This window comes from Streptomyces sp. P1-3, from assembly GCF_050613155.1.
In the GTDB taxonomy this organism is placed as follows: Bacteria; Actinomycetota; Actinomycetes; order Streptomycetales; family Streptomycetaceae; genus Streptomyces.
This window is the reverse complement of record NZ_CP192512.1, coordinates 5,837,195-5,859,690: the sequence shown is the minus strand read 5'-3', so window position 1 is coordinate 5,859,690 and position 22,496 is coordinate 5,837,195. Positions and strand designations below refer to the sequence as shown.

The following is a 22,496-nucleotide window of genomic DNA, read 5'->3' as shown; positions in this document are numbered from 1 at the left end:
TGGTGGGGGTTCAAGACCCCGGCTCCGCGCACGTGCTCCACGGACTCGGCGGTACCTCCGCTGTCACCCCGGTTGGGCGATCAACCACGCGGAGATTCGTGGCCTGAGATTAGTAAGCTCATCGTGATCGCTTCAAATCCCACTGACGAAAATCTCGCTCGTGAGGCACATCTTTTACAAACATCACACGTTTGGTGACGGGAGTTCGACGCTGCGCTGTTGAATCGCGCCGATGAACCGTGCCGAGACGCCGATGAACCGTGCCGAGATCAGGTGCGCGCAAGTCGCCTGAGCAGCAGAGCGGATGCCACCGGGCGCGCCCCGACCTTCGCCACGCCGTCCGCCACCTCCCGGTCGGTCGAGACCACGACCACGGGTCGGCCCGGTGGTTCGGCCCGTACCAGCTGCCTGATGAGCTCGTCCGCCGTCACGCCCGGCTTGCTGAACAGCACCCGCACCCCGCGCGGGGGCGCGAGCAGCACCGGCGCGGCCAGTTCGGCCCCGTCGAAGACGCAGGTCATCTCCGCGCCGGTCTGGGCGGCCAGCACCGCGAGCCCGCCCAGCAGGCGCAGCCGCTGCTTCTCCAGCGGCATCGTGGGATAGCCGGTCTTGGTGACGTTGTAGCCGTCCACCACCAGATGCGCCTGAGGCAGCGCCAGCAGCTGGTCCAGCAGCGCGGGATCGGTCTCCGACAGCGCCCGCCGCGCGATGTCCTTCGGGGTCATCTTGCCCGGCTCGACCGCGTCCACGGTGTCCGCCGGGCGGCTGAAGGCCGGCGGCAGCGCCAGCTCCCGGCGCAGCCCCTGGGCCGCGTCCAGCACCGTGTCCAGCAGCAGCCGCACCCGCATGTCCTCGACGCTGCGGCCCTCGCGCGCGGCCCGCCGGCTCGCCTCCAGCGCCGACTCCGCCTCCGCCAGCCGGGACCGCAGCCGTCGGGCCTCCCCGTCGACCGTCGCCGCCTGCGCCGCGGCCGCGGACCGGACCGACTCCAGCTCCGCCTCGGCCTTGCGCAGGGCCGCCTCGCCGCGCTTGACGTCGCTGAGCGCGCTGCGCAGCTTCCGGTGCAGGCCATCGGCCTCCTTGCGGGCCGCCTCCAGCTCCGCCCGGGTCCGCTCCGCTTCCGTACGGGCCGCGGCGCGCGCCTGCGTCAACTCCTCCCGCAGCCGCCGCAGCTCGCGCTCGGCCTCCTCGCCGGCGCGCTCGGCGTCCGCCCGCTGGGCCTCCTCGCCCGCCGCCTCGACGAGCTTCACCCAGCCCGCCGGGCGCAGCACGAAGGCCAGCGCCGCCACATCCACCGGATCGGCGGCGGCGGGCGGCGAGCCGCCCTCGATGGCCTCGGCAAGCTCGGTGTGCGTCTCGCGCAGTCGGGCCCCGATCCGCTGCCGGAACAGCGGCTCGGTCTCCACCGCGGCGGCCATCGCGTTCCCCGCGAACTTCGCCCGACGGGTCGGGGTGAAACGGGCGTACTGCCGCAACTGGGGTGGGAGTTCGGTGACCGTGAGGCCGCCGAAGGCATCCGCGACGAGCGCCACGACGCGGCGCCGCACACCCTCCGGCAGGGGACGGTCCAGCGCCTCGGTGCCGCCGCTGTCGACGTCACCGGCCGCCATGGGCCCGTCCGTCCGCTCCACCACCTGTCACCGCTCCGTTCTCAGGCGCCCGCGCCCGCGCCCGGGCGGTCCACCAGCTCGATCCGGTCGACCGCGTTGCACCAGCGGCAACGCACCGACTCGATGGTCTCACCGAGCACCTCGCGCTCCTCGACCGTGGGCTCCCCCGCGAGGTCCAGATGGACGTACTCCACGGCCCTGGTCGACCGGGTGACGTCGAAGCGGGTGAGGTTGCCGCACAGCGTGCAACGCCACCGGGTCCGGTCGGTCGGCTGGGGAACGGCCATCGTCCTGTCCTCTTCCTCGGGTGCCGCGTCTGGGCGGGCGCGGCTGGGGGCACCACCAGCGTCAGCCGGGGGAGGCTGCGACATGCCGCGTGCTGTAACCCTACGGCCTGAAGGGTGGGAGGCGCCGGGGCCGGGCCGCCGCCGACGGGCGGCGGCGAGGCGCTCTGTGCACGTTGTGCCCGGTACGCCATGATCTGGCCATGATCGATACGTCAGCGGGCCCGGGGCGGCCCACCGTGACGTACACCCTCATCGGTGTCTGCTGCCTGGTCTTCGCCGTGAGTCCGGCCTCCGGCCTCAACCCCGGATACGGCTCAGGTGGCGCGCTGCTGGAGGCGCGGGCCGCCTTCTTCGAACGCTGGGGCGTGGTCCCCGGTGCGCTGTGGAACGGCCCGGCGGCCGAGGCCCTCACCCCGCTCACCGCGCTCTTCGTACACGGGAACTGGCTGCACCTGCTCGGCAACATGCTGTTCCTGTACGTCTTCGGCGCGATGGCCGAGGAGCGCATGGGCCGGTTGCAGTTCACCCTGTTCTACCTGGCCACCGGCTATCTGGCACTGGTCGGCTACGCCGCCGCGCACGCCGACTCCACCCAGACCCTGGTCGGCGCCTCCGGGGCCATCTCCGGGGTGCTGGGCGCCTTCCTGTGGCTCTTCCCGCGCGCCCGGGTGACCAGCCTCTTCCCGTTCCTGCTCTTCCTGCCGCTGCGGTTCCCCGCCTGGGCGGTACTCATCTTCTGGTTCGCCCTGCAGTGGCTCGCCATCCAGCAGGCGGGCCCCCGGCCCGGTGTGGCGTACCTGGCCCACCTGGTCGGGTTCGTGCTCGGCTTCCTCTTCGCGTGGGCCCGCTTCGGGCGGGAGTCCAAGGGGCGCGGAGCACCTTCCTTTGAGGGCGGTGGCGGGAGACGGGAGGGATAGAGTGAGCGGCGCAGCCCGCCCCACAGAGGGAGACAGCCCACCGTGATCACCGCGATCGTGCTCATCAAGACCGATGTCGACCAGATCCCCGAGATCGCCGAGAAGATCGCCGCCCTGGACGAGGTCAGCGAGGTGTACTCCGTCACGGGCGTGCACGACCTGATCGCGATGGTGCGGGTGGCCCGGCACGACGACCTCGCGGACGTGATCCCGGGCCGGATCAACAAGGTGCCGGGCGTCGCCTCGACGGAGACGCATGTGGCGTTCCGTACGTACTCCAGCCACGACCTGGAAGCGGCGTTCGCGATCGGCCTGGACGCGTAGCCCTTCGCGGGGGTACTCCGCGAGCACCCCCGCCAGGCATCAGCCGCGGTCCGGCACGCAGCGGCCGTCCTCGGTCCGGTAGGACCACTTCGCCCCGTCGCGGACCAGTTCCCGCACCGCCCGTACGAACCGCTCCACGTGCTCGTCCGGGGTGCCCGCGCCGAAGCTGACCCGGATCGCGTTCAGCGACTTCTCGCCGGGGGCCGCCTCAGGGGCGCCGCACTCCCCCGGGTCCTCCGGCTCGCTGCCCAGCAGGGTCCGTACCAGCGGGTGGGCGCAGAACAGGCCGTCGCGTACGCCGATGCCGTACTCGGCGGAGAGCGCCGCCGCGAAGTGCGAGCTGTTCCAGCCGTCCACGACGAAGGACAGGACGCCCACCCGGGGGGAGTCGTCGCCGAACAGCGACAGCACGCGCACCTCGGGCACCTGGGCCAGCCCGCGCCGGACCGTCTCGATCAGCTGCCGCTCGCGCGCCACCAGGGCGTCGAACCCGGCCTCGGTCAGCGCCTTGCACGCGGAGGCGATGGCGTAGACGCCGATGACGTTCGGCGAACCGGCCTCGTGCCGGGCGGCCGTGGTGTGCCATTCCACGTCGACCCCGCCGTCGCCGCGGCGCGCCACCGTACGGCTCGCGCCGCCCCCGGCCAGGTACGGCTCCGCGTCCCGCAGCCAGTCGGCGCGCCCGGCCAGCACCCCGGAACCGAACGGCGCGTACAGCTTGTGCCCGGAGAAGGCCACCCAGTCCACGTCCCACTCCGCGACGTCGACCGGGTGGTGCGGGGCGAGTTGGGCGGCGTCCAGGACGATGCGGGCGCCGTGCGCGTGCGCGGCGGCGGTCAGCTCCCGCACCGGCCACAGCTCTCCGGTGACGTTCGACGCGCCGGTGACGCACACCAGCGCCGGGCCGTGGGGTTCACGTGCAGCCAGCGCCCGCTCCAGGGTCTCGATTGCCTCGCGGTGCGACCGGGGCGCGGCCAGGTAGGTCACCTCGACGTCGTCCCGGCGCTCCCAGGGCAGCAGCGAGGCATGGTGCTCGGTCTCGAAGACGAAGACCCGGGCGCCGGCCGGGAGAACGGCGGCGAGCAGGTTGAGCGAGTCGGTGGTGGACCGGGTGAAGACGACCTGGTCGTCGGGGCGGCAGCCGAGAAACGCGGCGACGTCCTCGCGGCTGCTCTCGAACAGGTCGGTGGACAGCTGCGAGAGGTAGCCCGCGCCGCGGTGGACGCTGCCGTAGTACGGGGCGAAAGCGGCGACGTCGTCCCAGACCCGCTGGAGCGCCGGGGCGCTCGCCGCGTAGTCGAGGGCGGCGTACGTGACCTCTCCGCCGGTCACGAGCGGCACGAGGACATCTCGGCCGAGAACCGGCAGCGGGGAACAAACCGACGGGTCGGTGGCAAGGGTGGAGGCAGACATGGCGGACTCCCGGAAATGAGCAGGCGAAACCAGGGGAAAGGGTGGGTGTGCGGAGAACGGGCCGATCGGCCCTAACGCATTCGCTTGCTCACGAGACTGCTCCCTTGAGGACCAGGACCCCAGGGGCTGCAGGGGTCCGCGCTTGCCGCAGACCTCGCTGCCTGCGGCCTGGTCATCACCCGGGGCACCCCGCCACGGACGGAGGGTTGCCGGACAGCGGGCCGGGGCCGAAGTCGCTGTCACTCGTGACCTGCGGAGCAGTATGCCAGCTGATCACCGACACGCAAGTAGCCGTCCGCATAGCGGAACGGGGGTCCGACTGGACCCCCGTCACGGCTACGCGTTGGTGGCCTCGACCCAGCGTTCCAGGGCCCGCTGGGCCGCCCCCGAGTCGATGGACTCCGCGGCCTTCGCCATGCCCGCCGCGAGCTGCTCGGCGAGCGTCCCGCCGCCCGGCTCCAGGGCGACCAGCGCGGCGGCGGAGTTGAGCAGCACCGCGTCCCGTACCGGCCCGGTCTCGCCGGCCAGCAGCCGCCGGGCGACGTCCGCGTTGTACGAGGCGTCGGCGCCGCGCAGCGCCTCCACCGGCACCAACTCGATCCCGACGTCGCGCGGGTCGAACGACTGCCGCGTGACGGTGCCGTCCCGGACCACCCACACCTGCGAGGTCGCGGTGGTGGTCAGCTCGTCCAGCCCGTCGTCGCCGCGGAAGACCAGCGCGGAGGAGCCGCGCTCGGCGAGCACCCCGGCGACGATGGGCGCCATCCGGGCGTCCGCCACGCCCGTCGCCTGGGCCTTCACCCGCGCCGGATTGGTCAGCGGGCCGAGGACGTTGAAGGTGGTGGGGATGGCCAGTTCGCGGCGGGCCGGGGCGACATGGCGCAGCGCCGGGTGGAACTTGACCGCGAAGCAGAAGGTGATGCCGGCCTCCTCCACGACCTCGGCCACCCGCCGCGGGGACAGGTCCAGATTGACGCCGAGCTTCTCCAGCACGTCCGAGGCGCCGCTGGCCGACGAGGAGGCGCGGTTGCCGTGCTTGACCACCTTCGCGCCGGTGCCGGCGACGACCAGCGCGGACATGGTGGAGATGTTGACGGTCTTGGCGAGGTCGCCGCCGGTCCCGACGATGTCGACGGTGCGGCCGGGCACCTCGATCACGTTGGCGTGGGCGTACATCGTGCGGACGAGTCCGGTCACCTCGGCGACGGTCTCGCCCTTGGCCCGCAGCGCGACCAGGAATCCGGCGATCTGGGCGTCGGTCGCCTCCCCGAGCATGATCCGGTCCATGGCCCAGGCGGTGTCGTCGGCGCTCAGGTCGGCACCGGCGAGCAGCGACTTCAGTACGTCGGGCCAGGTGCGGGCCGTCGCGCGGTTGTCGCCTCCGGCTGGGGTCACAACGTTCATGGTCCGCTCCTGGGTCCGACGATGGGCACGGGGCCGTCTCGGGGCCCCGGCGCCAGCCTAGCGGCGGATCGGCCCGATGCCGTCGCCGTGCCCGATGACTGGACATCCCCCGGACGGCCGGCCGTCCGCGGGCGTTCGGCCGTCAGCCGCCGCCCATGGCCGAGGGCCCCGGCCCGCCCCCGGGAAGGGGCGGGGCCGAGGCCCTCGGACGTGGCGTCAGCGGATGCGCGGCTCAGTGGTGGCCGTGGCCGCTGGTGATCTCCTGGTACTCCTCCGCGGTGGCCTTGGGGATCTGCGTGCCGTCGCCGTAGAAGCCCTTGGAGAGCTTCACCCGGAGCTTCTGACCGCGCGTCACCTTGCGGCGCACGCCGTTCTCGTCGACCTCCGGGCCGAGTTCGAGCGGCTGCGGCTGCTCGTGCGAGGTCAGCGTGTGCAGCTGGTCCTGCGGGAGCGGCTCGTGTACCTCGATGAACTCGCCGTGCGGCAGCCGCTTGATGATGCCGGTCTCGCGACCGTGCAGCACCTTGTCGCGGTCGCGCCGCTGCAGACCCAGGCAGATCCGCTTGGTCGCGATGAACGCGAGCACCGGGCCGACGAAGAAGCCGATCCGCACGAACCACGTGATCGCGTTGATCGACAGGTGGAAGTGCGTGGCCCACAGGTCGTTGCCACCACCGATGAGCATGATCAGGTACGCGGTCAGCCAGGCCACACCGAAGGCGGTGCGGGTCGGAGCGTTGCGCGGCCGGTCCAGCAGGTGGTGCTCGCGCTTGTCACCGGTGACCCAGGACTCGATGAACGGGTACACCGCGATGGCCACGAGGACGAGCGGGAAGAGCACGATCGGGATGAAGACGCCCAGGACGAGCGTGTGACCCCACAGGTTGATCTCCCAGCCCGGCATCACACGCACCAGACCCTCGGCGAAGCCCATGTACCAGTCGGGCTGGGCGCCGGTGGACACCTGGTCCGGCCGGTACGGGCCGATGGCCCAGATCGGGTTGATCGTCGCGATCGCGGAGATGAACGCGATGACACCGAAGACCAGGAAGAAGAAGCCGCCCGCCTTGGCCATGTAGACCGGCATCAGCGGCATGCCGACGACGTTCTTCTCGGTCCGGCCGGGGCCGGGGAACTGCGTGTGCTTGTGGTAGAAGACCAGGATCAGGTGCGCCACCACGAGGCCGAGCATGATGCCCGGCAGCAGCAGGATGTGCACCGAGTACAGCCTCGGGATCACATCCATGCCGGGGAACTCGCCGCCGAACACGAACATCGAGATGTACGTGCCGACCAGCGGGATCGACAGGAACACACCCTGGATGAACCGGATACCGGTACCGGAGAGCAGGTCGTCCGGGAGCGAGTAGCCGGTGAAGCCGGTGAACATGCCCAGCACGAACAGCAGGAAGCCGAAGAGCCAGTTGATCTCACGCGGCTTGCGGAACGCGCCGGTGAAGAACACGCGCATCATGTGCACGAGCATGGCGCCGAGGAAGATCAGCGCGGCCCAGTGGTGGATCTGCCGGATGAGCAGACCGCCGCGGACCTCGAAGCTGATGTCCAGGGTCGAGGCGAACGCCTCGGACATCCGCATGCCCTGCATCGGGACATACGGGCCGTGGTAGACGACCTCTTCCATGCTGGGGTGGAAGAACAGCGTCAGATACACACCCGTGAGGATGATGATGATGAAGCTGTAGAGGGCGACCTCGCCCAGCATGAAGGACCAGTGGTCCGGGAAGACCTTGCGCAGGTTGGCCTTGGCGGCACCGTAGATGCCCAGCCGGCCGTCCATCCAGTCGGCGACCCGCTCCCCGCGGGGTGCCGGCTTGCCGCGGCGCGGCGTCTCGTTCGTACTCATCCGCGCTCCCAAAACGCCGGGCCGACGGGCTCCCGGAAGTCGCTCACGGCTTCGAGGTAACCCTCCTTGTTCACGGTGATCTGCAGCTGCGGCAGGGCGTGGCCGGCCGGGCCGAAGATCACCTTGCCGCCGTCGGCCAGGTCGAAGGTCGACTGGTGGCACGGGCACAGCACGTGGTGGGTCTGCTGCTCGTACAGGCTGATCGGGCAGCCGACGTGGGTGCAGATCTTGGAGAACGCGACGATGCCCTCGTGCGACCAGTCCAGCTCGCGCTTGTCCTTGATGTCGTCCGGCTGGATGCGGACGATCATCAGGGCGGCCTTGGCGATCTGCACCTGGAAGTCGTGGTCCTCCTCGTGCATGCCCTCGGGCATGGCGAAGGTCAGCGAACCGACGGCGATGTCCTCGGGGCGCAGCGGCTGCATGGTGTTCTGGTTCATCAGCCGCTTGCCCTTGCCCCACTTGGTGTGGCGGAGCTTGTCCTCCGGCAGCGGGCCGAGGTCGCGCAGCAGGACGATGCTGGAGAGCGGCAGCAGCGCCAGGGCGCCGAACATGGTGTTGCGGGCGAGCTTGCGGCGGCCGAAGCCGGAGTCCGCGGCGCCGTCCCGGAAGTCCTGGAAGACCTTCTCCTTGACTTCGGGGGTGGCCGCGATCGGGTGCCGCTCGTGGACGATCTCCACGTCGGACATCAGGGTGCGGGCCCAGTGGACCGCGCCCGCGCCGATGCAGAACAGCGCCACCGCGAGCGTGATGCCCAGCGAGAAGTTCAGCGCGCTGACGTGCCCGATCGGGAAGATGTAGACGATCTTGTCGACCGGGAAGGCCACGAAGGAGGCGATGAAGCCGACCGTGGCGAGCATCGAGAGCGTGAACAGCAGGGCGACGGTGCGCTCGGAGCGCTGGGCGGCCCGGGCGTCGATGTCCTGGACGCGGTGCTCGTGCGGCGGCAGCCCGGGGTCGGCGAAGGGGTTCTCGCGGACCGCTACCTCTTCGCTGCCCTTGGCGACCTGCTCTTGCGGCAGGTTCTCTTCTTCTGGAATGTCTTGGGTACTCATGACTTCTTGGCCTTTGCGGTCCGGGCGGCGACCCAGATGGTGACGACGATCATGGCGCCGAGACCGAAGATCCAGCCGAACAGGCCCTCACTGACCGGACCGAGCCCGCCCAGTTCCATGCCGCCGGGGGTCTCGGTCTGGGAGCTGTTGACCTTGTCGAGGTACGCGATGATTTCCTTCTTCTCCTTCTCCGGCATGACCGTGTCCGGGAAGGAAGGCATGTTCTGCGGGCCGGTCTGCATGGCCTCGTAGATGTGCTTCGGGTCGACGTTGTCGAGCTTCGGCGCGTACTTGCCGTTGGTCAGCGCGCCGCCCTTGCCGACGAAGTTGTGGCACTGCGCGCAGTTGGTGCGGAACAGCTCGCCACCGCGGGCGGCGTTGGCGTCCCCGGGGTTGTACTGCTCCTTGGTGGGCGTCACCGGGCCGGGGCCGAGCGAAGCGATGTACGCGGCCAGCTGCTCGGTCTCAGCGTCCGTGTAGATCTTCTTCTTCTTGGGCACCTGGGCGCCGGGCTGCTGGGCGGGCATACGGCCGGTGCTGACCTGGAAGTCCACGGCGGCGGAGCCGACGCCGACCAGGCTCGGACCGTCGGTCGTACCCTGACCGCCCGTTCCGTGGCAGGTCGCACAGCCCACGGAATAGAGCTTCTTGCCCTCCTCGATGGTGAGGGACTGGGAGGCGTCGTCGGCCTTGGCCTTGTCCGCGGGCGCGAACGCGGCGTACAGCCCCCCAGTGACCGCCAGCGCGAAGAGTAGGACGACGACCGCCGCCAGCGGATGGCGTCGTCGTGCGGAGAGCTTTTTCACGGATTACCCCGGTGTCAGGATCTTCTGCGTCGATGCTTTAAGGACGTGGTTCCGGTGCGGGGCGCGAGGGGTCCTCGGGCCCGGGAGCCGGATTACTTGATCATGTAGATCGTGGCGAAGAGGCCGATCCAGACGACATCGACGAAGTGCCAGTAGTAGGACACGACGATGGCCGCGGTCGCCTGCTCGTGGGTGAACCTCTTGGCCGCGTACGTCCTGCCCAGGACCAGCAGGAAGGCGATGAGTCCGCCCGTCACGTGCAGGCCGTGGAAGCCTGTGGTCAGGTAGAACACCGAGCCGTACGGGTCCGACGAGAGCGACAGGCCCTCGTGCTTGACGAGCTCGGTGTACTCGAAGACCTGGCCGCCGACGAAGATCGCGCCCATGATGAAGGTGATCACGAACCACATGCGCAGCTTCTTCACGTCGCCGCGCTCTGCCGCGAAGACGCCGAGCTGGCAGGTGAGGGAGGAGAGCACCAGGATCGTGGTGTTGGTGGCCGAGAACGGGAAGTTCAGCGCATCGGCCATTTCCTTCCAGTGCTCGGCGCCCGTCACCGATCGCAGGGTGAAGTACATCGCGAAGAGGGCCGCGAAGAACATCAGCTCGGAACTGAGCCAGATGATGGTTCCGACACTGGTGAGGTTCGGCCGGTTGACCGACGGGTGCGCGTGCCCGGTATCTACTGCTGTTGCTGTCGCCACGACCGACATTATGTCGGTCGCTTATCCAGCCCTCACTCCGGGGGGTGCCGTTCGGTGTGTCAACGCCGTGTGCGCGGCCCGAACGGCCCATCCGCGCGCGGTACGACACCCTGCCCGCCCCTCGGGTGACGGAGTAGCATCCGCGCCAAGGTTCCCGAACCAACGACGCGGAGGAACAATGCAGCCGACCGCCACGGTGCTGGTCTACAGCGACGACGCCACCATCCGCGAGCAGGTCCGGCTGGCCGCCGGGCGGCGCCCCGCCGCCGACGTCCCGCCGGTCGAATTCCTGGAATGCGCCACTCTGCCCGCCGTGTTGTCGGCCCTGGAGGAGGGCGGCGTGGACGTCTGCGTCCTGGACGGCGAGGCCGTTCCCGCGGGCGGGATGGGCGTCTGCCGGCAGATCAAGGACGAGATCTTCCAGTGCCCTCCGGTGCTGCTGCTGATCGGCCGCCCGCAGGACGCGTGGCTGGCCACCTGGAGCCGCGCGGAGGCCGCCGTCACCCATCCGGTGGATCCTGTGGAGTTCGCCGACGCGCTCGCCGGGCTGCTCCGCAAGGGCAGGCGGCTGGGCGCCGCCTGAGCCGGCCGCCGGGCTCAGACCTCGGGGCGGAGCCTGGCCGCGTCGGCCGGGCCGCTCCCGTCCGGCCGGGTCTGGGCCAGCGCACTGCCCTCCTGCCATTCGGTCCACGTCAGATTCCAGTCGCCGAAGCCGTTGCCGAAGGGCGTCATGGTCTCGCCTCCGGTGCCCACAACCTTGACGATGTCACCGACATGGATGGTGTCGAAGAACCATTTGGCGTTCGCGGTGCTCATGCCCGTACAGCCGTGGCTGACGTTGGCGTACCCCTGTGAGCCCACCGACCAGGGCGCCGCGTGCACGTACTCACCGCTCCATGTGACCCGGGTGGCCCAGTAGACGGGCAGGTCGTAGGAGTCCGCCGAGCCCGCCGGGATGCCGATGCTGGTGCCGCGCATGCGTACGAAGGCTTCCCGGGCCAGTACGACCTTGACACCGTTGCGGGTGTCGAAGCCGGGCTTCCCGGTGGTGACGGGAATCCTGCGGATCTCCTTGCCCTCGCGCCGCACGGTCATCTGGTGCGTGACCGCGTCCGTGACGGCCTCGATCCGCTCCCCGGTGCGCAGCTTCAGCGGCTTGGAGGAGCCCCCGTAGAGGCCGCCGCCGACCTTGACGCCCTCCAGGGCGGAGCGGACGTCGATCGTGGCGTGGGTGGGCCAGTACTCGCGCGGACGGTAGTGCAGGGTCCGGTTGTTCACCCAGTGCCAGGAGCCCTGCACGGCGGGGCGGGACTGGACCTTCAGGGCGCGCTCGACGACGGCGCGGGCCGAGGCGTCCCGGACCGCCTCGCTGAGTTCCGCGGTGATCGGCTGGCCCACGCCGTACGTACCGCTGTCCGGGCCGAAGGAGACGCGCAGCTTCCCGTCGGTGGGGGCGGTGTCGAAGCCGATGGTCCGGCGGCCCTGCCTGCCGTGGCGGTTCTCGGTACTCACCCGCACGGTGTAATGCGCCCCCGCGGCGAGCGGGGCGGTGCTGCGCCACCGGCTGCCGTCGGGCCTGAGTTCGCCGCGTACGTACCGTCCCGCGGCGTCCGTGGCGGTCACGTCGGTGATGCGGCTGCCGTCCCCCTTGGCGGTCACCTCGAGGGGCTTGTCGGGATCGACCTTCCGGCCCTCCTCCACCCCACCGAAGCTGATCTGTCCGGAAGCGTCGTACGGCTTGGCGGCCAGCGGATCCGAGGAGGGACCGCCGCAGCCCGCGGCGGCCGCCGCGAGGGGTGCCAGCAGCAGCGCGCAGACCGGGACCGTCCGGGACCGAGATCTCTGACTCATGACCACAAAACTAGGGAGATCCGCCCGGTTCGGCGCGCGGAGTGCTGCAAAAGAGGGGCCCGATGCACCTGGGTAGGTGCACCGGGCCCCGGTCGCGGAGCGGACTCCGCTACTGGTTCTGGTTCTCGCCGCGGTAGTACTCGAAGACCCAGCCGAAGAGGCCGACGAGGATGATCGGGGCGGAGAAGTACAGCAGCCACCAGCCGAAGACGACGCCCAGGAAGGCGAACGCGCCACCGACGGCCAGGGAGAGCGGCTGCCAGCTGTGCGGGCTGAAGAAGCCCAGCTCACCGGCGTCGTCCGCGACATCGGCGTTCTTGTTGTCCTGTGCTCCGGTGTCCACCCGGCGAGCCGTGAAGGCCAGGTAGTAGCCGATCATGATGCACAGGCCGAAGGCCAGGAACAGCGCGGTGGTACCGGCCGGCTCCTTCGACCAGACGCCGTAGACCACGGCCATGGCGAGGACGAAGACGGAGAGCCAGATGAACATCCGGCCTTGGACCTTCACTTGCCGGCCTCCTTGCCACCCGCGAGGGCCTTGTCTTCGGACTCGACGTCCACGTTCTCAAGCTGGTCGAGCGCCGCGATCTCGGGGTGGTGCAGGTCGAACGCCGGGGATTCGGAGCGGATCCGGGGCAGCGTGAGGAAGTTGTGCCGCGGCGGCGGGCAGGAGGTCGCCCACTCCAGCGAGCGGCCGTAGCCCCACGGGTCGTCGACCTCGACCTTCTTGCCGTACTTGGCCGTCTTCCAGACGTTGTAGAAGAACGGCAGTATCGACAGACCGAGCAGGAACGAGGCGATCGTGGAGATGGTGTTCAGCGTGGTGAACCCGTCGGCGGCCAGGTAGTCCGCGTACCGGCGCGGCATGCCCTCGGCGCCGAGCCAGTGCTGGACGAGGAAGGTGCCGTGGAAGCCGATGAACAGCGTCCAGAAGGTGATCTTGCCGAGTCGCTCGTCCAGCATCTTGCCGGTGAACTTCGGCCACCAGAAGTGGAAGCCGGAGAACATCGCGAAGACCACGGTGCCGAAGATGACGTAGTGGAAGTGCGCCACCACGAAGTACGAGTCCGAGACGTGGAAGTCCATCGGCGGCGAGGCCAGGATGACACCGGTCAGACCACCGAAGGTGAAGGTGATCAGGAAGCCGACCGCCCACAGCATCGGCGTCTCGAAACTCAACGACCCCTTCCACATGGTGCCGATCCAGTTGAAGAACTTCACACCGGTCGGAACCGCGATCAGGAACGTCATGAACGAGAAGAACGGCAGCAGCACCCCGCCCGTGACATACATGTGGTGCGCCCACACCGTCACCGACAGACCCGCGATCGCGATCGTCGCCGCGACCAGACCGCCGTAACCGAACATCGGCTTGCGCGAGAAGACCGGGATGACCTCGGAGATGATGCCGAAGAACGGCAGCGCGATGATGTACACCTCGGGATGCCCGAAGAACCAGAACAGGTGCTGCCACAGCAGCGCCCCGCCGTTGGCCGCGTCGAAGATGTGCGCCCCGAACTTCCGGTCCGCCTCCAGCGCGAACAGCGCGGCGGCCAGCACCGGGAAGGCCAGCAGCACCAGCACACCGGTCAGCAGCACGTTCCAGGTGAAGATCGGCATCCGGAACATCGTCATGCCCGGAGCGCGCATGCAGATGATCGTGGTGATGAAGTTGACCGAGCCCAGGATCGTACCGAAGCCCGAGAACGCCAGACCCATGATCCACATGTCGGCGCCCACACCCGGCGACCGGACCGCGTCAGAGAGCGGGGAGTACGCGAACCAGCCGAAGTCGGCCGCGCCCTGCGGGGTCAGGAAGCCCGCCACCGCGATCAGCGAGCCGAACAGGTAGAGCCAGTAGGCGAACATGTTCAGCCGCGGGAACGCGACGTCGGGGGCGCCGATCTGGAGCGGCATGATCCAGTTCGCGAAGCCCGCGAACAGCGGGGTGGCGAACATCAGCAGCATGATCGTGCCATGCATGGTGAACGCCTGGTTGAACTGCTCGTTCGACATGATCTGCGTGCCGGGCCGGGCCAGCTCGGCGCGCATGAACAGCGCCATGAGCCCGCCGATGCAGAAGAACGCGAACGACGTGATGAGGTACAGCGTGCCGATCGTCTTGTGGTCGGTGGTGGTCAGCCACTTGACGACGACATTGCCGGGCTGCTTGGTGCGGACGGGCAACTCGTCCTCATACGAGGCGGTCGCCTCGGCACCCTGGGATTCGTTGAGGATGCTCACTGCTGCTTCGTCTCCGCGTTCTTGGCGGGGTCCGTCTGCTCAATACCCGACGGGATGTAGCCGGTCTGGCCCTTGTTCTTGAGCGCGTCCAGGTGGTCCCGGTACTCCTTCGGGGAGACGACCTTGACGTTGAAGAGCATCCGGGAGTGGTCCACGCCGCAGAGCTCGGCGCACTTGCCCATGAAGGTGCCCTCCTTGTTGGGGGTCACCTGGAAGCGGTTGGTGTGGCCCGGGATGACGTCCTGCTTCATCAGGAACGGCACCACCCAGAAGGAGTGGATGACGTCGCGCGAGGTCAGGACGAACTCGACGGTCTCACCCTTGGGCAGGTACAGGGTCGGGCCCGGCCAGCCCTTGTCGGGGTTCCGGTCGCCGGGGGTACCGACGTCGTACACGCCCTCGGCGCCCTTGGGCACGGTGTCGAGCATGCGGTCCGGGATGTTGGAGATGTTCTTGATCTCCCGGTACGGCTTCCCCGGCGTGGCGGCGTTGCCGTCCACGTTCTCCATGTAGTTGAAGCCCCAGCTCCACTGGAAGCCGACGACGTTGATGACGTGGTCGGGCTTCTTGTCGACCTTGAGGAGCTCGTTCTCGTCACGTGCCGTGAAGTAGAACAGCACCGAGACGATGATGATCGGGACCACGGTGTACAGCGCCTCGATCGGCATGTTGTACCGGGTCTGCGGAGGTACCTCCACCTTGGTCCTGCTGCGCCGGTGGAAGATGCAGCTCCACAGGATCAGGCCCCAGACCAGGACGCCCGTGGCGAGCGCCGCCGCCCACGAGCCCTGCCACAGGGAGAGGATCCGCGGCGCCTCCTCCGTGGCGGGGTCGGGCATCCCGAGGTTGGGGAAGTCCTTCGATGTGCAACCGGTGGCGGTCGCCAGGACCAAGCCCGCAGACAGCGCCTGCAGCAGCTTCCGCCGCACCGGGCGCCGCGACGAGCGGTCGGAGCCGTTGGGACTCACGTAGCGCCTTCCCGAGAGTCTCGCCCGCGCGGCCGGCTGCGGCCGTCTCGCTGGTCGGTCGCCGGCCCGGTGCGGGCAGGGGTTTGGATGTTTATGCGGACCAAACCCTACTGGACGCGTTTTAGGGCTGCGCGGGGAGGGTGCCCAACGCGCCGGGTCACTCCCCGAAGGGGTGGAAGCGACCCCTCCGCCGGTTCCCTGACGGTCCGTGGGGGCACCTGCCGCGGGTTTGCGGGCGGCGTTCCTCCCGCTGAGGGAGGGTGGGTACAAAGCGGCCACCGGCCCGCGGCCGCGTGCGAGACGGGCACGCCCGGCGGTGGGTGGCACGCGGTGGGACTAGCGTTGAAGCGTGCCCTACTTCGACGCCGCCTCATCCGCTCCCCTTCATCCCGTCGCCCGCCAGGCGTTGCTCGCCGCCCTCGACGAGGGGTGGGCGGACCCGGCGCGGCTGTACCGGGAAGGCCGGCGCGCCCGGCTGCTGCTGGACGCCGCGCGGGAGACCGCCGCGGAGGCCGTCGGCTGCCGCCCGGACGAGCTGGTGTTCACCCCCTCCGGCACCCGCGCGCTGCACGACGGGATCGCGGGCGCGCTGGCGGGCCGCCGCCGCGTGGGCCGCCATCTGATCGTCTCCGCCGTCGAGCACTCCGCCGTGCTGCACGCCGCCGCGGCCCATGAGTCGGGGGGCGGCACCGTCGCCGAGGTGGCGGTGGACCGCGCCGGCCGGGTCGCGCCCGGGGCGTACGCGACCGCGCTGCGCGACGCGCCGGGCCCCACCGCGCTGGCGTGTCTGCAGTCCGCAAACCACGAGGTGGGCACCGAGCAGCCGGTGGCCGAGGTGGCCCAGGAGTGCCGGGCGGCGGATGTGCCGCTGCTCGTGGACGCCGCCCAGTCGCTGGGCTGGGGCCCGGTCGCGGGCGACTGGTCGCTGCTCACGGCGAGCGCGCACAAGTGGGGCGGTCCGGCGGGCGTGGGGCTGCTCGCGGTGCGCAAGGGCGTGCGGTTCGCCGCGCACTCCCCGGCGGACGAGCGGGAGTCGGGGCGCGCGCCCGGATTCGAGAACCTGCCCGCGATCGTCGCGGCCGCCGCGTCGCTGCGGGCCGTACGGCAGGAGGCGGCGGCCGAGGCGGCGCGGCTGCGGGAGCTGGTGGACCGGATCCGGGCCGGAGTGCCGGAGCTGGTGCCGGACGTGGAGGTGGTCGGCGACCCGGTCCGCCGCCTGCCGCATCTGGTCACGTTCTCCTGTCTCTATGTCGACGGGGAGACATTGCTGCACGAGCTGGACCGGGTGGGCTTCTCCGTCTCGTCCGGTTCGTCGTGCACCTCCAGCACGCTGACGCCCAGCCATGTGCTGCGGGCGATGGGGGTGCTGTCGGAGGGCAACGTGCGGGTGTCGCTGCCGGCGGGTACGGCCGCGGCGGACGTGGAGCGCTTCCTCGACGTGCTGCCGGGAGTGGTCGGGGAGGTACGGGAACGGCTGGGCGCGCCGGTGTCCGCGTCGACGTCGGCATCCGTCGCCGACGTGCCGGAGCTGGTCGTCGACTCGCTCGGCAAGCGCTGCCCCCTTCCGGTGATCGAACTCGCCAAGGTGATCGGCGACGTACCGGTGGGCGGGGTGGTGACCGTACTGGCCGACGACGAGGCGGCCCGGCTGGACATCCCCGCGTGGTGCGCGATGCGCGGACACGACTATCTGGGCGAGCGCCCGGCGGAGGGCGGCACGGCCTACCGGGTCCGCCGGAAGTGACCTCTCCTTCCCCGGTCGCCGGGCAGGCGCGCGGGCCGGCCCGGCGACCGGGGACCGGGGAAGTCGGGGGCGGTCAGGCCAGGTGGCCCTGGACGTCCGCGGCGGCCTCCGACCCGTAGGCCTTGGCGAACCGCTCCATGAAGTGGCCGCGCCGCAGCTCGTACTCCTGCGTGCCCAGCGTCTCGATCACCAGGGTGGCGAGCATGCAGCCGACCTGCGCGGCCCGCTCCAGGGTCAGCCCCCAGGACAGGCCGGAGAGGAAGCCCGCGCGGAACGCGTCGCCGACGCCGGTCGGGTCGACCTTGGCCTCCTCCTGCGCGCAGCCGACGAGGATCGGCTCCTCGCCGGCGCGCTCGATCCGCACCCCCTGCGAGCCCAGGGTGGTGACGCGGGTGCCGACCTTGCCGAGGATCTCCTCGGAGGTCCAGCCGGTCTTGGTCTCGACGAGCGCCTTCTCGTACTCGTTGGTGAACAGATAGGAGGCGCCCTCGATCAGCACGCGGATGTCGTCGCCGTCCATCCGGGCCAGCTGCTGCGAGGGGTCGGCGGCGAACGGGATGCCGCGGGTGCGGCACTCCTCGGTGTGCCGGACCATCGCCTCCGGGTCGTCCGCGCCGATGAGGACCAGGTCGAGGCCGCCGACCCGGTCGGCGACGGGCTGCAGTTCGATCTGGCGGGCCTCGCTCATCGCACCGGTGTAGAAGGACGCGATCTGGTTGTGGTCGGTGTCCGTGGTGCACACGAAGCGGGCGGTGTGCAGGACCTCGGAGATCCGGACCGAGGCGGTGTCGACTCCGTGCCGGTCCAGCCAGGCGCGGTACTCGGCGAAGTCCGACCCGGCGGCGCCGACCAGGACCGGCCGCAGGCCGAGGACTCCCATGCCGAAGCAGATGTTCGGGGCGACGCCGCCGCGGCGGACGTCGAGCGTGTCGACGAGGAAGGAGAGGGAGACCGTATGCAGCTGGTCGGCGACCAACTGATCGGCGAAGCGGCCGGGGAAGGTCATCAGATGGTCGGTGGCGATGGAGCCGGTGACTGCGATACGCACGGCGGGTCTGCTCCTGCGGAGGGAGGCGAAAACGGACGCTTCACGCTACCGGGTTCGCCCCGCCCCTTCGAACACGAGAAACTACCCGATAGTAGGGCTTTTTCCGCTCAACGGACGATGCGTACGGTGCGGGTATACGGGCTGGCGTCCGCGCGGCCCCGACGGATACGGGAGCTTCCATGCCGAAGCACGTCTCCCCCACCACCCCCTCGCGCGCGACCGCGGATGCGGCCGCGGGCGGGAAGGCGAGTCGTACGACGCCCCCGGCGGCCGGCGCGACCGGCGGCCTGGGTGCGGCGGAGCCCGAGTCCCTGACCCAGTTGCGCGGCGACTGCGCCCGCATGGCGCCGCACTGGGCGGCTACCGTAGCGCCCGCCCCGCCCCGCGTCTCCCCCTCGCGCATCCATGGCGTCCAGGTCCCGGCCTCCTCCGCGCATCTCCTGGACGGCATGTCCGACTACGGCGACTGAAGGCACCATCGCGTCCACCCTTCGGACAGCGGGACGGGGTCCTCGAACCCCGTCCCGCTGTCCGAGGGAACCGCTTGCACCTCCGCTCCGTCCCATGGGCGTCCCTCGCACAGAGGGGCGTACCGGGATCAATCGCGTGGAGTACGAAGGAGTGAGCGGTGAGCACCAGCACCGAGGACACCTCGCAGACCCCCGACAACGACGGCGACGGCGAGACCACGGCGCGGCGGCGGCGCTCGCCGCTGGCGATCGCCTCGGTGGCCGCCGCGGTGCTGCTCGCCGGGGGCGGCGGAGCGTACTGGGCGGCAGCGGCGGGCGACGGCGGCGGTTCGGACGGCGCCTCCCAGGGCGGGTCGCCGGAGCCGCTGGCCCTGGACGGCTACGGCGGGAAGCGGCAGGGCGGCCATGAGGGCATCGCGGTCGGCGAGCACAACCCGTACGGCAACCGCTACCAGGCCCCGGAGAAGCTGCCGGACACCCCGGACGCGACGCCCGCGTATCTGACGCCCGGCAAGGTCACCAAGGACGAGGTGGCGCGGCTGGCCGAGGCGCTGGACGTGTCCGGCACACCGCGCCTGGACCACGGCGTGTGGAAGGTCGGCGGCACGCCGGACGCCATGAGCCCGCTGCTGGAGGTGAACGCCAAGGGGCCGGGCGGATGGGCGTACACCCGCTACGGCGCTCCGGGCGGGACGTCCTGTGTGGAGCGGCCCGGCGCCGACTCGCCCGATGACAGCGCGAGTTCGCCGGAGCGGACGAGCCACGAGGGCTGCCCCACCTTCCGGGGCGGGACCAAGCCGCCGGGCGGCAGCGAGGCCGTGTCGGAGAAGGCGGCGAAGCGAGCGGCCGCGCCGGTGCTCAACACCCTCGGACTGGACGACGCGAAGCTGGACGCGCGGCAGGTGTACGGGGCGCTGCGGACGGTCAGCGCGTCCCCGGTGCTGGACGGGCTGCCCACGTACGGCTGGCAGACGGAGCTGGAGATCGACGCCGCCGGGCAACTGGTGGGCGGCAAGGGGATGTTGTCCGTTCCGAAGAAGACCGCCGACTACCCGCTCATCGGCGCGGGCGAGGCGATCAAGCAGTTGAACACGCCGGCGCGCGAGTGGCGGGTCCCGGCTGAGCCCGGCGAGTGCGCGACGCCGGTTCCGCACCAGGACCGGACCGACGCGACGGAGGAGGGCGCGGCCGTCGACACCGCCAGGCCGTGTGAGCCCGCGCCCACCTCGTTCTCCGGCTCCGCGTCCGCGCAGAAGCCCCGGCCGTCGAAGATCGTGAAGTCGGTGTTCGGGCTGGCGGCGCACTACGTGGACGGGCGGCAGGCGCTGGTGCCGTCGTGGATCTTCACCGTGCAGCCGCCCGGCACCGAGGGGCAGCAGGCGCGGACGGTGACGACCTACCCGGCGATCGCCCCGAAGTACATCGCCGACCAGTCGGAGCAGCGGAAGGCCCCCGGCGAGGCACCTCCGGGGTCCGAGCCCGGCCACCCGGTGGAGCGCAAGCCCGGGCGGCTCGACATGACGGAGCGCGCCGAGGGCTACACCGACAAGGGGCAGACTCTGACGCTGCACTTCGCGGGCGGGGTGTGCAGCACGTACACCGCCAGCGCCGACGAGTCGTCCTCGACGGTGAAGGTGAAGATCACCGGCAAGTGGAACAGGCCCGGCCGTGCCTGCATCGCGATCGCGAAGGAGCAGGACGTGAAGGTGGAGCTCGACAAGCCGCTGGGCGACCGGAAGGTCGTGGACGCGGTCAGCGGCAGGGCCGTGCCCGAGCAGTGACACGCGGGTACGACTGAGGCGGTGGTCCCGGCCGGGACCACCGCCTCACCGCTGTGTGCCGAGACGGCTCAGCTGAAGGAGTCGCCGCAGGCGCAGGAGCCCGTGGCGTTCGGGTTGTCGATCGTGAAGCCCTGCTTCTCGATGGTGTCGACGAAGTCGATGGAGGCACCGCCCAGGTACGGGGCGCTCATCCGGTCGGTGACGACCTTGACGCCGTCGAAGTCCTTCACCACGTCGCCGTCGAGCGAGCGCTCGTCGAAGAAGAGCTGGTAGCGCAGGCCGGAGCAGCCGCCGGGCTGGACGGCGACACGCAGCGCGAGGTCATCGCGACCCTCCTGCTCCAGCAGGCTCTTGACCTTCGCCGCGGCGGCGTCCGACAGGATGATGCCGTCGCTCACGCTGGTCTTCTCGTCCTGAACGGACATCTGCTTCTCTCCCGGGTTGTACGGACTGCTTGCCGTCAGCTGGAACCGTCGGCGCCCCGGATTCATTCCGGGTCCCGGCGATTTCCCTCGCCGCTCTGTGCTCCTCATGCTCGCACACCGTGCCGAGCACCCGTAATGCGTCACATTGACGCGAGGGCCATCGTCAACGTGACGCGAAGCGGTTATGATATATAGCGTCATTTTGACGACAAGCCTGATGACATGCCGGTCAGAGGCTTCCAGCAGACGAAGAAAGAAGGGTGCGTGCCCGTGACCACCGCCCAGCCCCTGGACGTCCAGCCGTCTCCGCTGGCCCTGCTCCTCCTGGGCCGCGAGGCCGATCCGCGGAGCGAGCGAGGCGTGGAGTGCCCCGGCGATCTGCCGGCGCCCTCCGACCCGGACCTGGTGGAGCGGGCCCGCGCGGCCAAGGCGAAGCTCGGGGACAGGGTCTTCGTCCTCGGCCACCACTACCAGCGGGACGAGGTCATCGAGTTCGCCGACGTCACCGGCGACTCCTTCAAGCTCGCCCGCGACGCGGCGGCCCGGCCGGACGCCGAGTACATCGTCTTCTGCGGTGTGCACTTCATGGCCGAGTCGGCGGACATCCTCACCGGCGACGACCAGCAGGTCATCCTGCCCGACCTGGCCGCCGGCTGCTCGATGGCGGACATGGCCACCGCCGAGCAGGTCGCCGAGTGCTGGGACGTGCTGACCGAAGCCGGGATCGCCGAGGTGACGGTCCCGGTCTCGTACATGAACTCCTCCGCCGACATCAAGGCGTTCACCGGCAAGCACGGCGGCACGATCTGCACCTCCTCCAACGCCAAGCGGGCACTGGACTGGGCGTTCGAGCAGGGCGAGAAGGTGCTCTTCCTGCCCGACCAGCACCTGGGCCGCAACACGGCCGTGCGCGACATGGGGATGTCGCTGGACGACTGCGTGGTCTACAACCCGCACAAGCCGAACGGCGGGCTGACCGCCGAGGAGCTGCGCGCCGCGAAGATGATCCTGTGGCGCGGCCACTGCTCGGTGCACGGCCGCTTCTCGCTGGACTCCGTCAACGACGTACGGGAGCGCATACCGGGCGTCAACGTGCTGGTGCACCCGGAGTGCAAGCACGAGGTGGTGGCGGCGGCGGACTACGTCGGCTCCACGGAGTACATCATCAAGGCCCTGGAGGCCGCGCCCGCCGGCTCCAAGTGGGCCATCGGCACGGAGCTCAACCTGGTGCGGCGCCTGGCGAACCGTTTCGCGGACCAGGGCAAGGAGATCGTCTTCCTCGACAAGACGGTCTGCTTCTGCTCCACGATGAACCGGATCGACCTCCCGCACCTGGTGTGGGCGCTGGAGTCGCTGGCGGCGGGCAAGGTCGTCAACCGCATCCAGGTCGACAAGGAGACCGAGAGCTTCGCGAAGCTGGCGCTTGAGCGGATGCTGGCGCTGCCGTAGGCAGCGTCGACCACGGACGAGAGCCCGGGGCCGCACCACGAGGTGCGACCCCGGGCTCCGTCGCGTCGCCCCCGGGCCGAGAGGTCCGGCCGGGGGCTCCGGTCGTCCCGGAGAGGTCTGGCCTGAGCGGCG

General features: G+C 70.3%; 21 protein-coding genes and 1 riboswitch. Of the genes, 7 read left to right on the top strand and 14 right to left on the bottom strand.

Translation table 11 applies throughout. The annotated features are described in order from the left end of the window. Positions 1–269 precede the first annotated feature (269 nt). Positions 270–1,610: an NYN domain-containing protein gene (locus ACQUSR_RS24970; RefSeq protein ID WP_431047820.1), complete on the bottom strand. Its 1,341-nt coding sequence runs from the start codon at positions 1,608–1,610 to the stop codon at positions 270–272. 41 nt (positions 1,611–1,651) lie between these two features. Continuing rightward, positions 1,652–1,897, bottom strand: a complete 246-nt coding sequence (locus tag ACQUSR_RS24965) for a hypothetical protein (protein ID WP_431044848.1) — start codon at positions 1,895–1,897, stop codon at positions 1,652–1,654. 200 nt (positions 1,898–2,097) lie between these two features. On the opposite strand from ACQUSR_RS24965, the gene ACQUSR_RS24960 reads away from it, so the two are divergent. Then, positions 2,098–2,814, top strand: a complete 717-nt coding sequence (locus ACQUSR_RS24960; protein WP_431044847.1) for a rhomboid family intramembrane serine protease — start codon at positions 2,098–2,100, stop codon at positions 2,812–2,814. Between the two features lie 42 nt (positions 2,815–2,856). Continuing rightward, entirely contained in the window at positions 2,857–3,138 is a 282-nt protein-coding gene (locus tag ACQUSR_RS24955) for an Lrp/AsnC family transcriptional regulator (protein WP_431044846.1), read from the top strand. A gap of 39 nt (positions 3,139–3,177) precedes the next feature. On the opposite strand, the gene ACQUSR_RS24950 is transcribed toward ACQUSR_RS24955, so the two are convergent. From ACQUSR_RS24950 to ctaE, 6 genes are all read right to left on the bottom strand, one after another. Beyond that, positions 3,178–4,551 (bottom strand): aminotransferase class V-fold PLP-dependent enzyme, encoded by a 1,374-nt coding sequence (locus tag ACQUSR_RS24950; RefSeq protein WP_431044845.1) that lies wholly within the window; start codon positions 4,549–4,551, stop codon positions 3,178–3,180. A gap of 133 nt (positions 4,552–4,684) precedes the next feature. Beyond that, positions 4,685–4,802: riboswitch (SAM riboswitch) on the bottom strand. A gap of 85 nt (positions 4,803–4,887) precedes the next feature. Continuing rightward, the gene (gene trpD, locus ACQUSR_RS24945) at positions 4,888–5,955 is read right to left on the bottom strand and encodes an anthranilate phosphoribosyltransferase (RefSeq protein ID WP_431044844.1); all 1,068 of its coding nucleotides are present in this window, start codon (positions 5,953–5,955) and stop codon (positions 4,888–4,890) included. Between the two features lie 232 nt (positions 5,956–6,187). Then, complete coding sequence (gene qcrB, locus ACQUSR_RS24940; RefSeq protein ID WP_431044843.1) at positions 6,188–7,819, bottom strand: cytochrome bc1 complex cytochrome b subunit; 1,632 nt, start codon at positions 7,817–7,819, stop codon at positions 6,188–6,190. Continuing rightward, positions 7,816–8,874: a cytochrome bc1 complex Rieske iron-sulfur subunit gene (gene qcrA / locus ACQUSR_RS24935; RefSeq protein ID WP_431044842.1), complete on the bottom strand. Its 1,059-nt coding sequence runs from the start codon at positions 8,872–8,874 to the stop codon at positions 7,816–7,818. The genes qcrB and qcrA overlap by 4 nt, the downstream gene beginning before the upstream one ends. Beyond that, positions 8,871–9,680: a cytochrome bc1 complex diheme cytochrome c subunit gene (gene qcrC, locus ACQUSR_RS24930; RefSeq protein WP_431044841.1), complete on the bottom strand. Its 810-nt coding sequence runs from the start codon at positions 9,678–9,680 to the stop codon at positions 8,871–8,873. The genes qcrA and qcrC overlap by 4 nt, the downstream gene beginning before the upstream one ends. A gap of 92 nt (positions 9,681–9,772) precedes the next feature. Beyond that, a complete protein-coding gene (ctaE, locus tag ACQUSR_RS24925; RefSeq protein WP_431044840.1) occupies positions 9,773–10,393 on the bottom strand; it encodes an aa3-type cytochrome oxidase subunit III in 621 nt (206 codons plus the stop codon). 169 nt (positions 10,394–10,562) lie between these two features. On the opposite strand from ctaE, the gene ACQUSR_RS24920 reads away from it, so the two are divergent. Next, positions 10,563–10,967: a hypothetical protein gene (locus tag ACQUSR_RS24920; protein WP_431044839.1), complete on the top strand. Its 405-nt coding sequence runs from the start codon at positions 10,563–10,565 to the stop codon at positions 10,965–10,967. Positions 10,968–10,981: 14 nt separating this feature from the next. On the opposite strand, the gene ACQUSR_RS24915 is transcribed toward ACQUSR_RS24920, so the two are convergent. The 4 genes from ACQUSR_RS24915 to ctaC all read right to left on the bottom strand — a co-directional run bounded on the left by ACQUSR_RS24915 (position 10,982) and on the right by ctaC (position 15,447). Beyond that, the gene (locus ACQUSR_RS24915; protein WP_431044838.1) at positions 10,982–12,235 is read right to left on the bottom strand and encodes an Ig-like domain-containing protein; all 1,254 of its coding nucleotides are present in this window, start codon (positions 12,233–12,235) and stop codon (positions 10,982–10,984) included. Positions 12,236–12,344: 109 nt separating this feature from the next. Next, positions 12,345–12,743 carry a cytochrome c oxidase subunit 4 gene (locus ACQUSR_RS24910; RefSeq protein WP_431044837.1) on the bottom strand — a complete coding sequence of 133 codons (399 nt, stop codon included), beginning with the start codon at positions 12,741–12,743 and terminating at the stop codon, positions 12,345–12,347. After that, positions 12,740–14,479 carry an aa3-type cytochrome oxidase subunit I gene (ctaD, locus tag ACQUSR_RS24905; RefSeq protein ID WP_431044836.1) on the bottom strand — a complete coding sequence of 580 codons (1,740 nt, stop codon included), beginning with the start codon at positions 14,477–14,479 and terminating at the stop codon, positions 12,740–12,742. Before ctaD ends, ACQUSR_RS24910 begins: the two co-directional genes overlap by 4 nt. After that, positions 14,476–15,447 (bottom strand): aa3-type cytochrome oxidase subunit II, encoded by a 972-nt coding sequence (gene ctaC, locus ACQUSR_RS24900; RefSeq protein WP_431044835.1) that lies wholly within the window; start codon positions 15,445–15,447, stop codon positions 14,476–14,478. The genes ctaD and ctaC overlap by 4 nt, the downstream gene beginning before the upstream one ends. Before the next feature lie 349 nt (positions 15,448–15,796). Between ctaC and ACQUSR_RS24895 the strand changes: the two genes are divergently transcribed. After that, on the top strand, positions 15,797–17,191 hold the full coding sequence (locus ACQUSR_RS24895) for a cysteine desulfurase/sulfurtransferase TusA family protein (RefSeq protein ID WP_431044834.1): 1,395 nt from the start codon (positions 15,797–15,799) through the stop codon (positions 17,189–17,191). 73 nt (positions 17,192–17,264) lie between these two features. On the opposite strand, the gene ACQUSR_RS24890 is transcribed toward ACQUSR_RS24895, so the two are convergent. After that, a complete protein-coding gene (locus ACQUSR_RS24890; protein ID WP_431044833.1) occupies positions 17,265–18,239 on the bottom strand; it encodes a carbohydrate kinase family protein in 975 nt (324 codons plus the stop codon). Positions 18,240–18,526: 287 nt separating this feature from the next. Between ACQUSR_RS24890 and ACQUSR_RS24885 the strand changes: the two genes are divergently transcribed. Together ACQUSR_RS24885 and ACQUSR_RS24880 are read left to right on the top strand one after the other, a co-directional pair. Next, entirely contained in the window at positions 18,527–18,709 is a 183-nt protein-coding gene (locus ACQUSR_RS24885) for a hypothetical protein (protein ID WP_431047818.1), read from the top strand. 158 nt (positions 18,710–18,867) lie between these two features. Continuing rightward, a complete protein-coding gene (locus ACQUSR_RS24880) occupies positions 18,868–20,490 on the top strand; it encodes a hypothetical protein (protein WP_431044832.1) in 1,623 nt (540 codons plus the stop codon). A 68-nt stretch (positions 20,491–20,558) separates the two neighbouring features. Here ACQUSR_RS24880 and erpA read toward each other — a convergent pair whose 3' ends face one another. Next, positions 20,559–20,915: an iron-sulfur cluster insertion protein ErpA gene (erpA, locus tag ACQUSR_RS24875; protein ID WP_304461287.1), complete on the bottom strand. Its 357-nt coding sequence runs from the start codon at positions 20,913–20,915 to the stop codon at positions 20,559–20,561. 270 nt (positions 20,916–21,185) lie between these two features. On the opposite strand from erpA, the gene nadA reads away from it, so the two are divergent. Further along, positions 21,186–22,364, top strand: a complete 1,179-nt coding sequence (nadA, locus tag ACQUSR_RS24870; RefSeq protein ID WP_431047816.1) for a quinolinate synthase NadA — start codon at positions 21,186–21,188, stop codon at positions 22,362–22,364. Positions 22,365–22,496 lie beyond the last annotated feature (132 nt).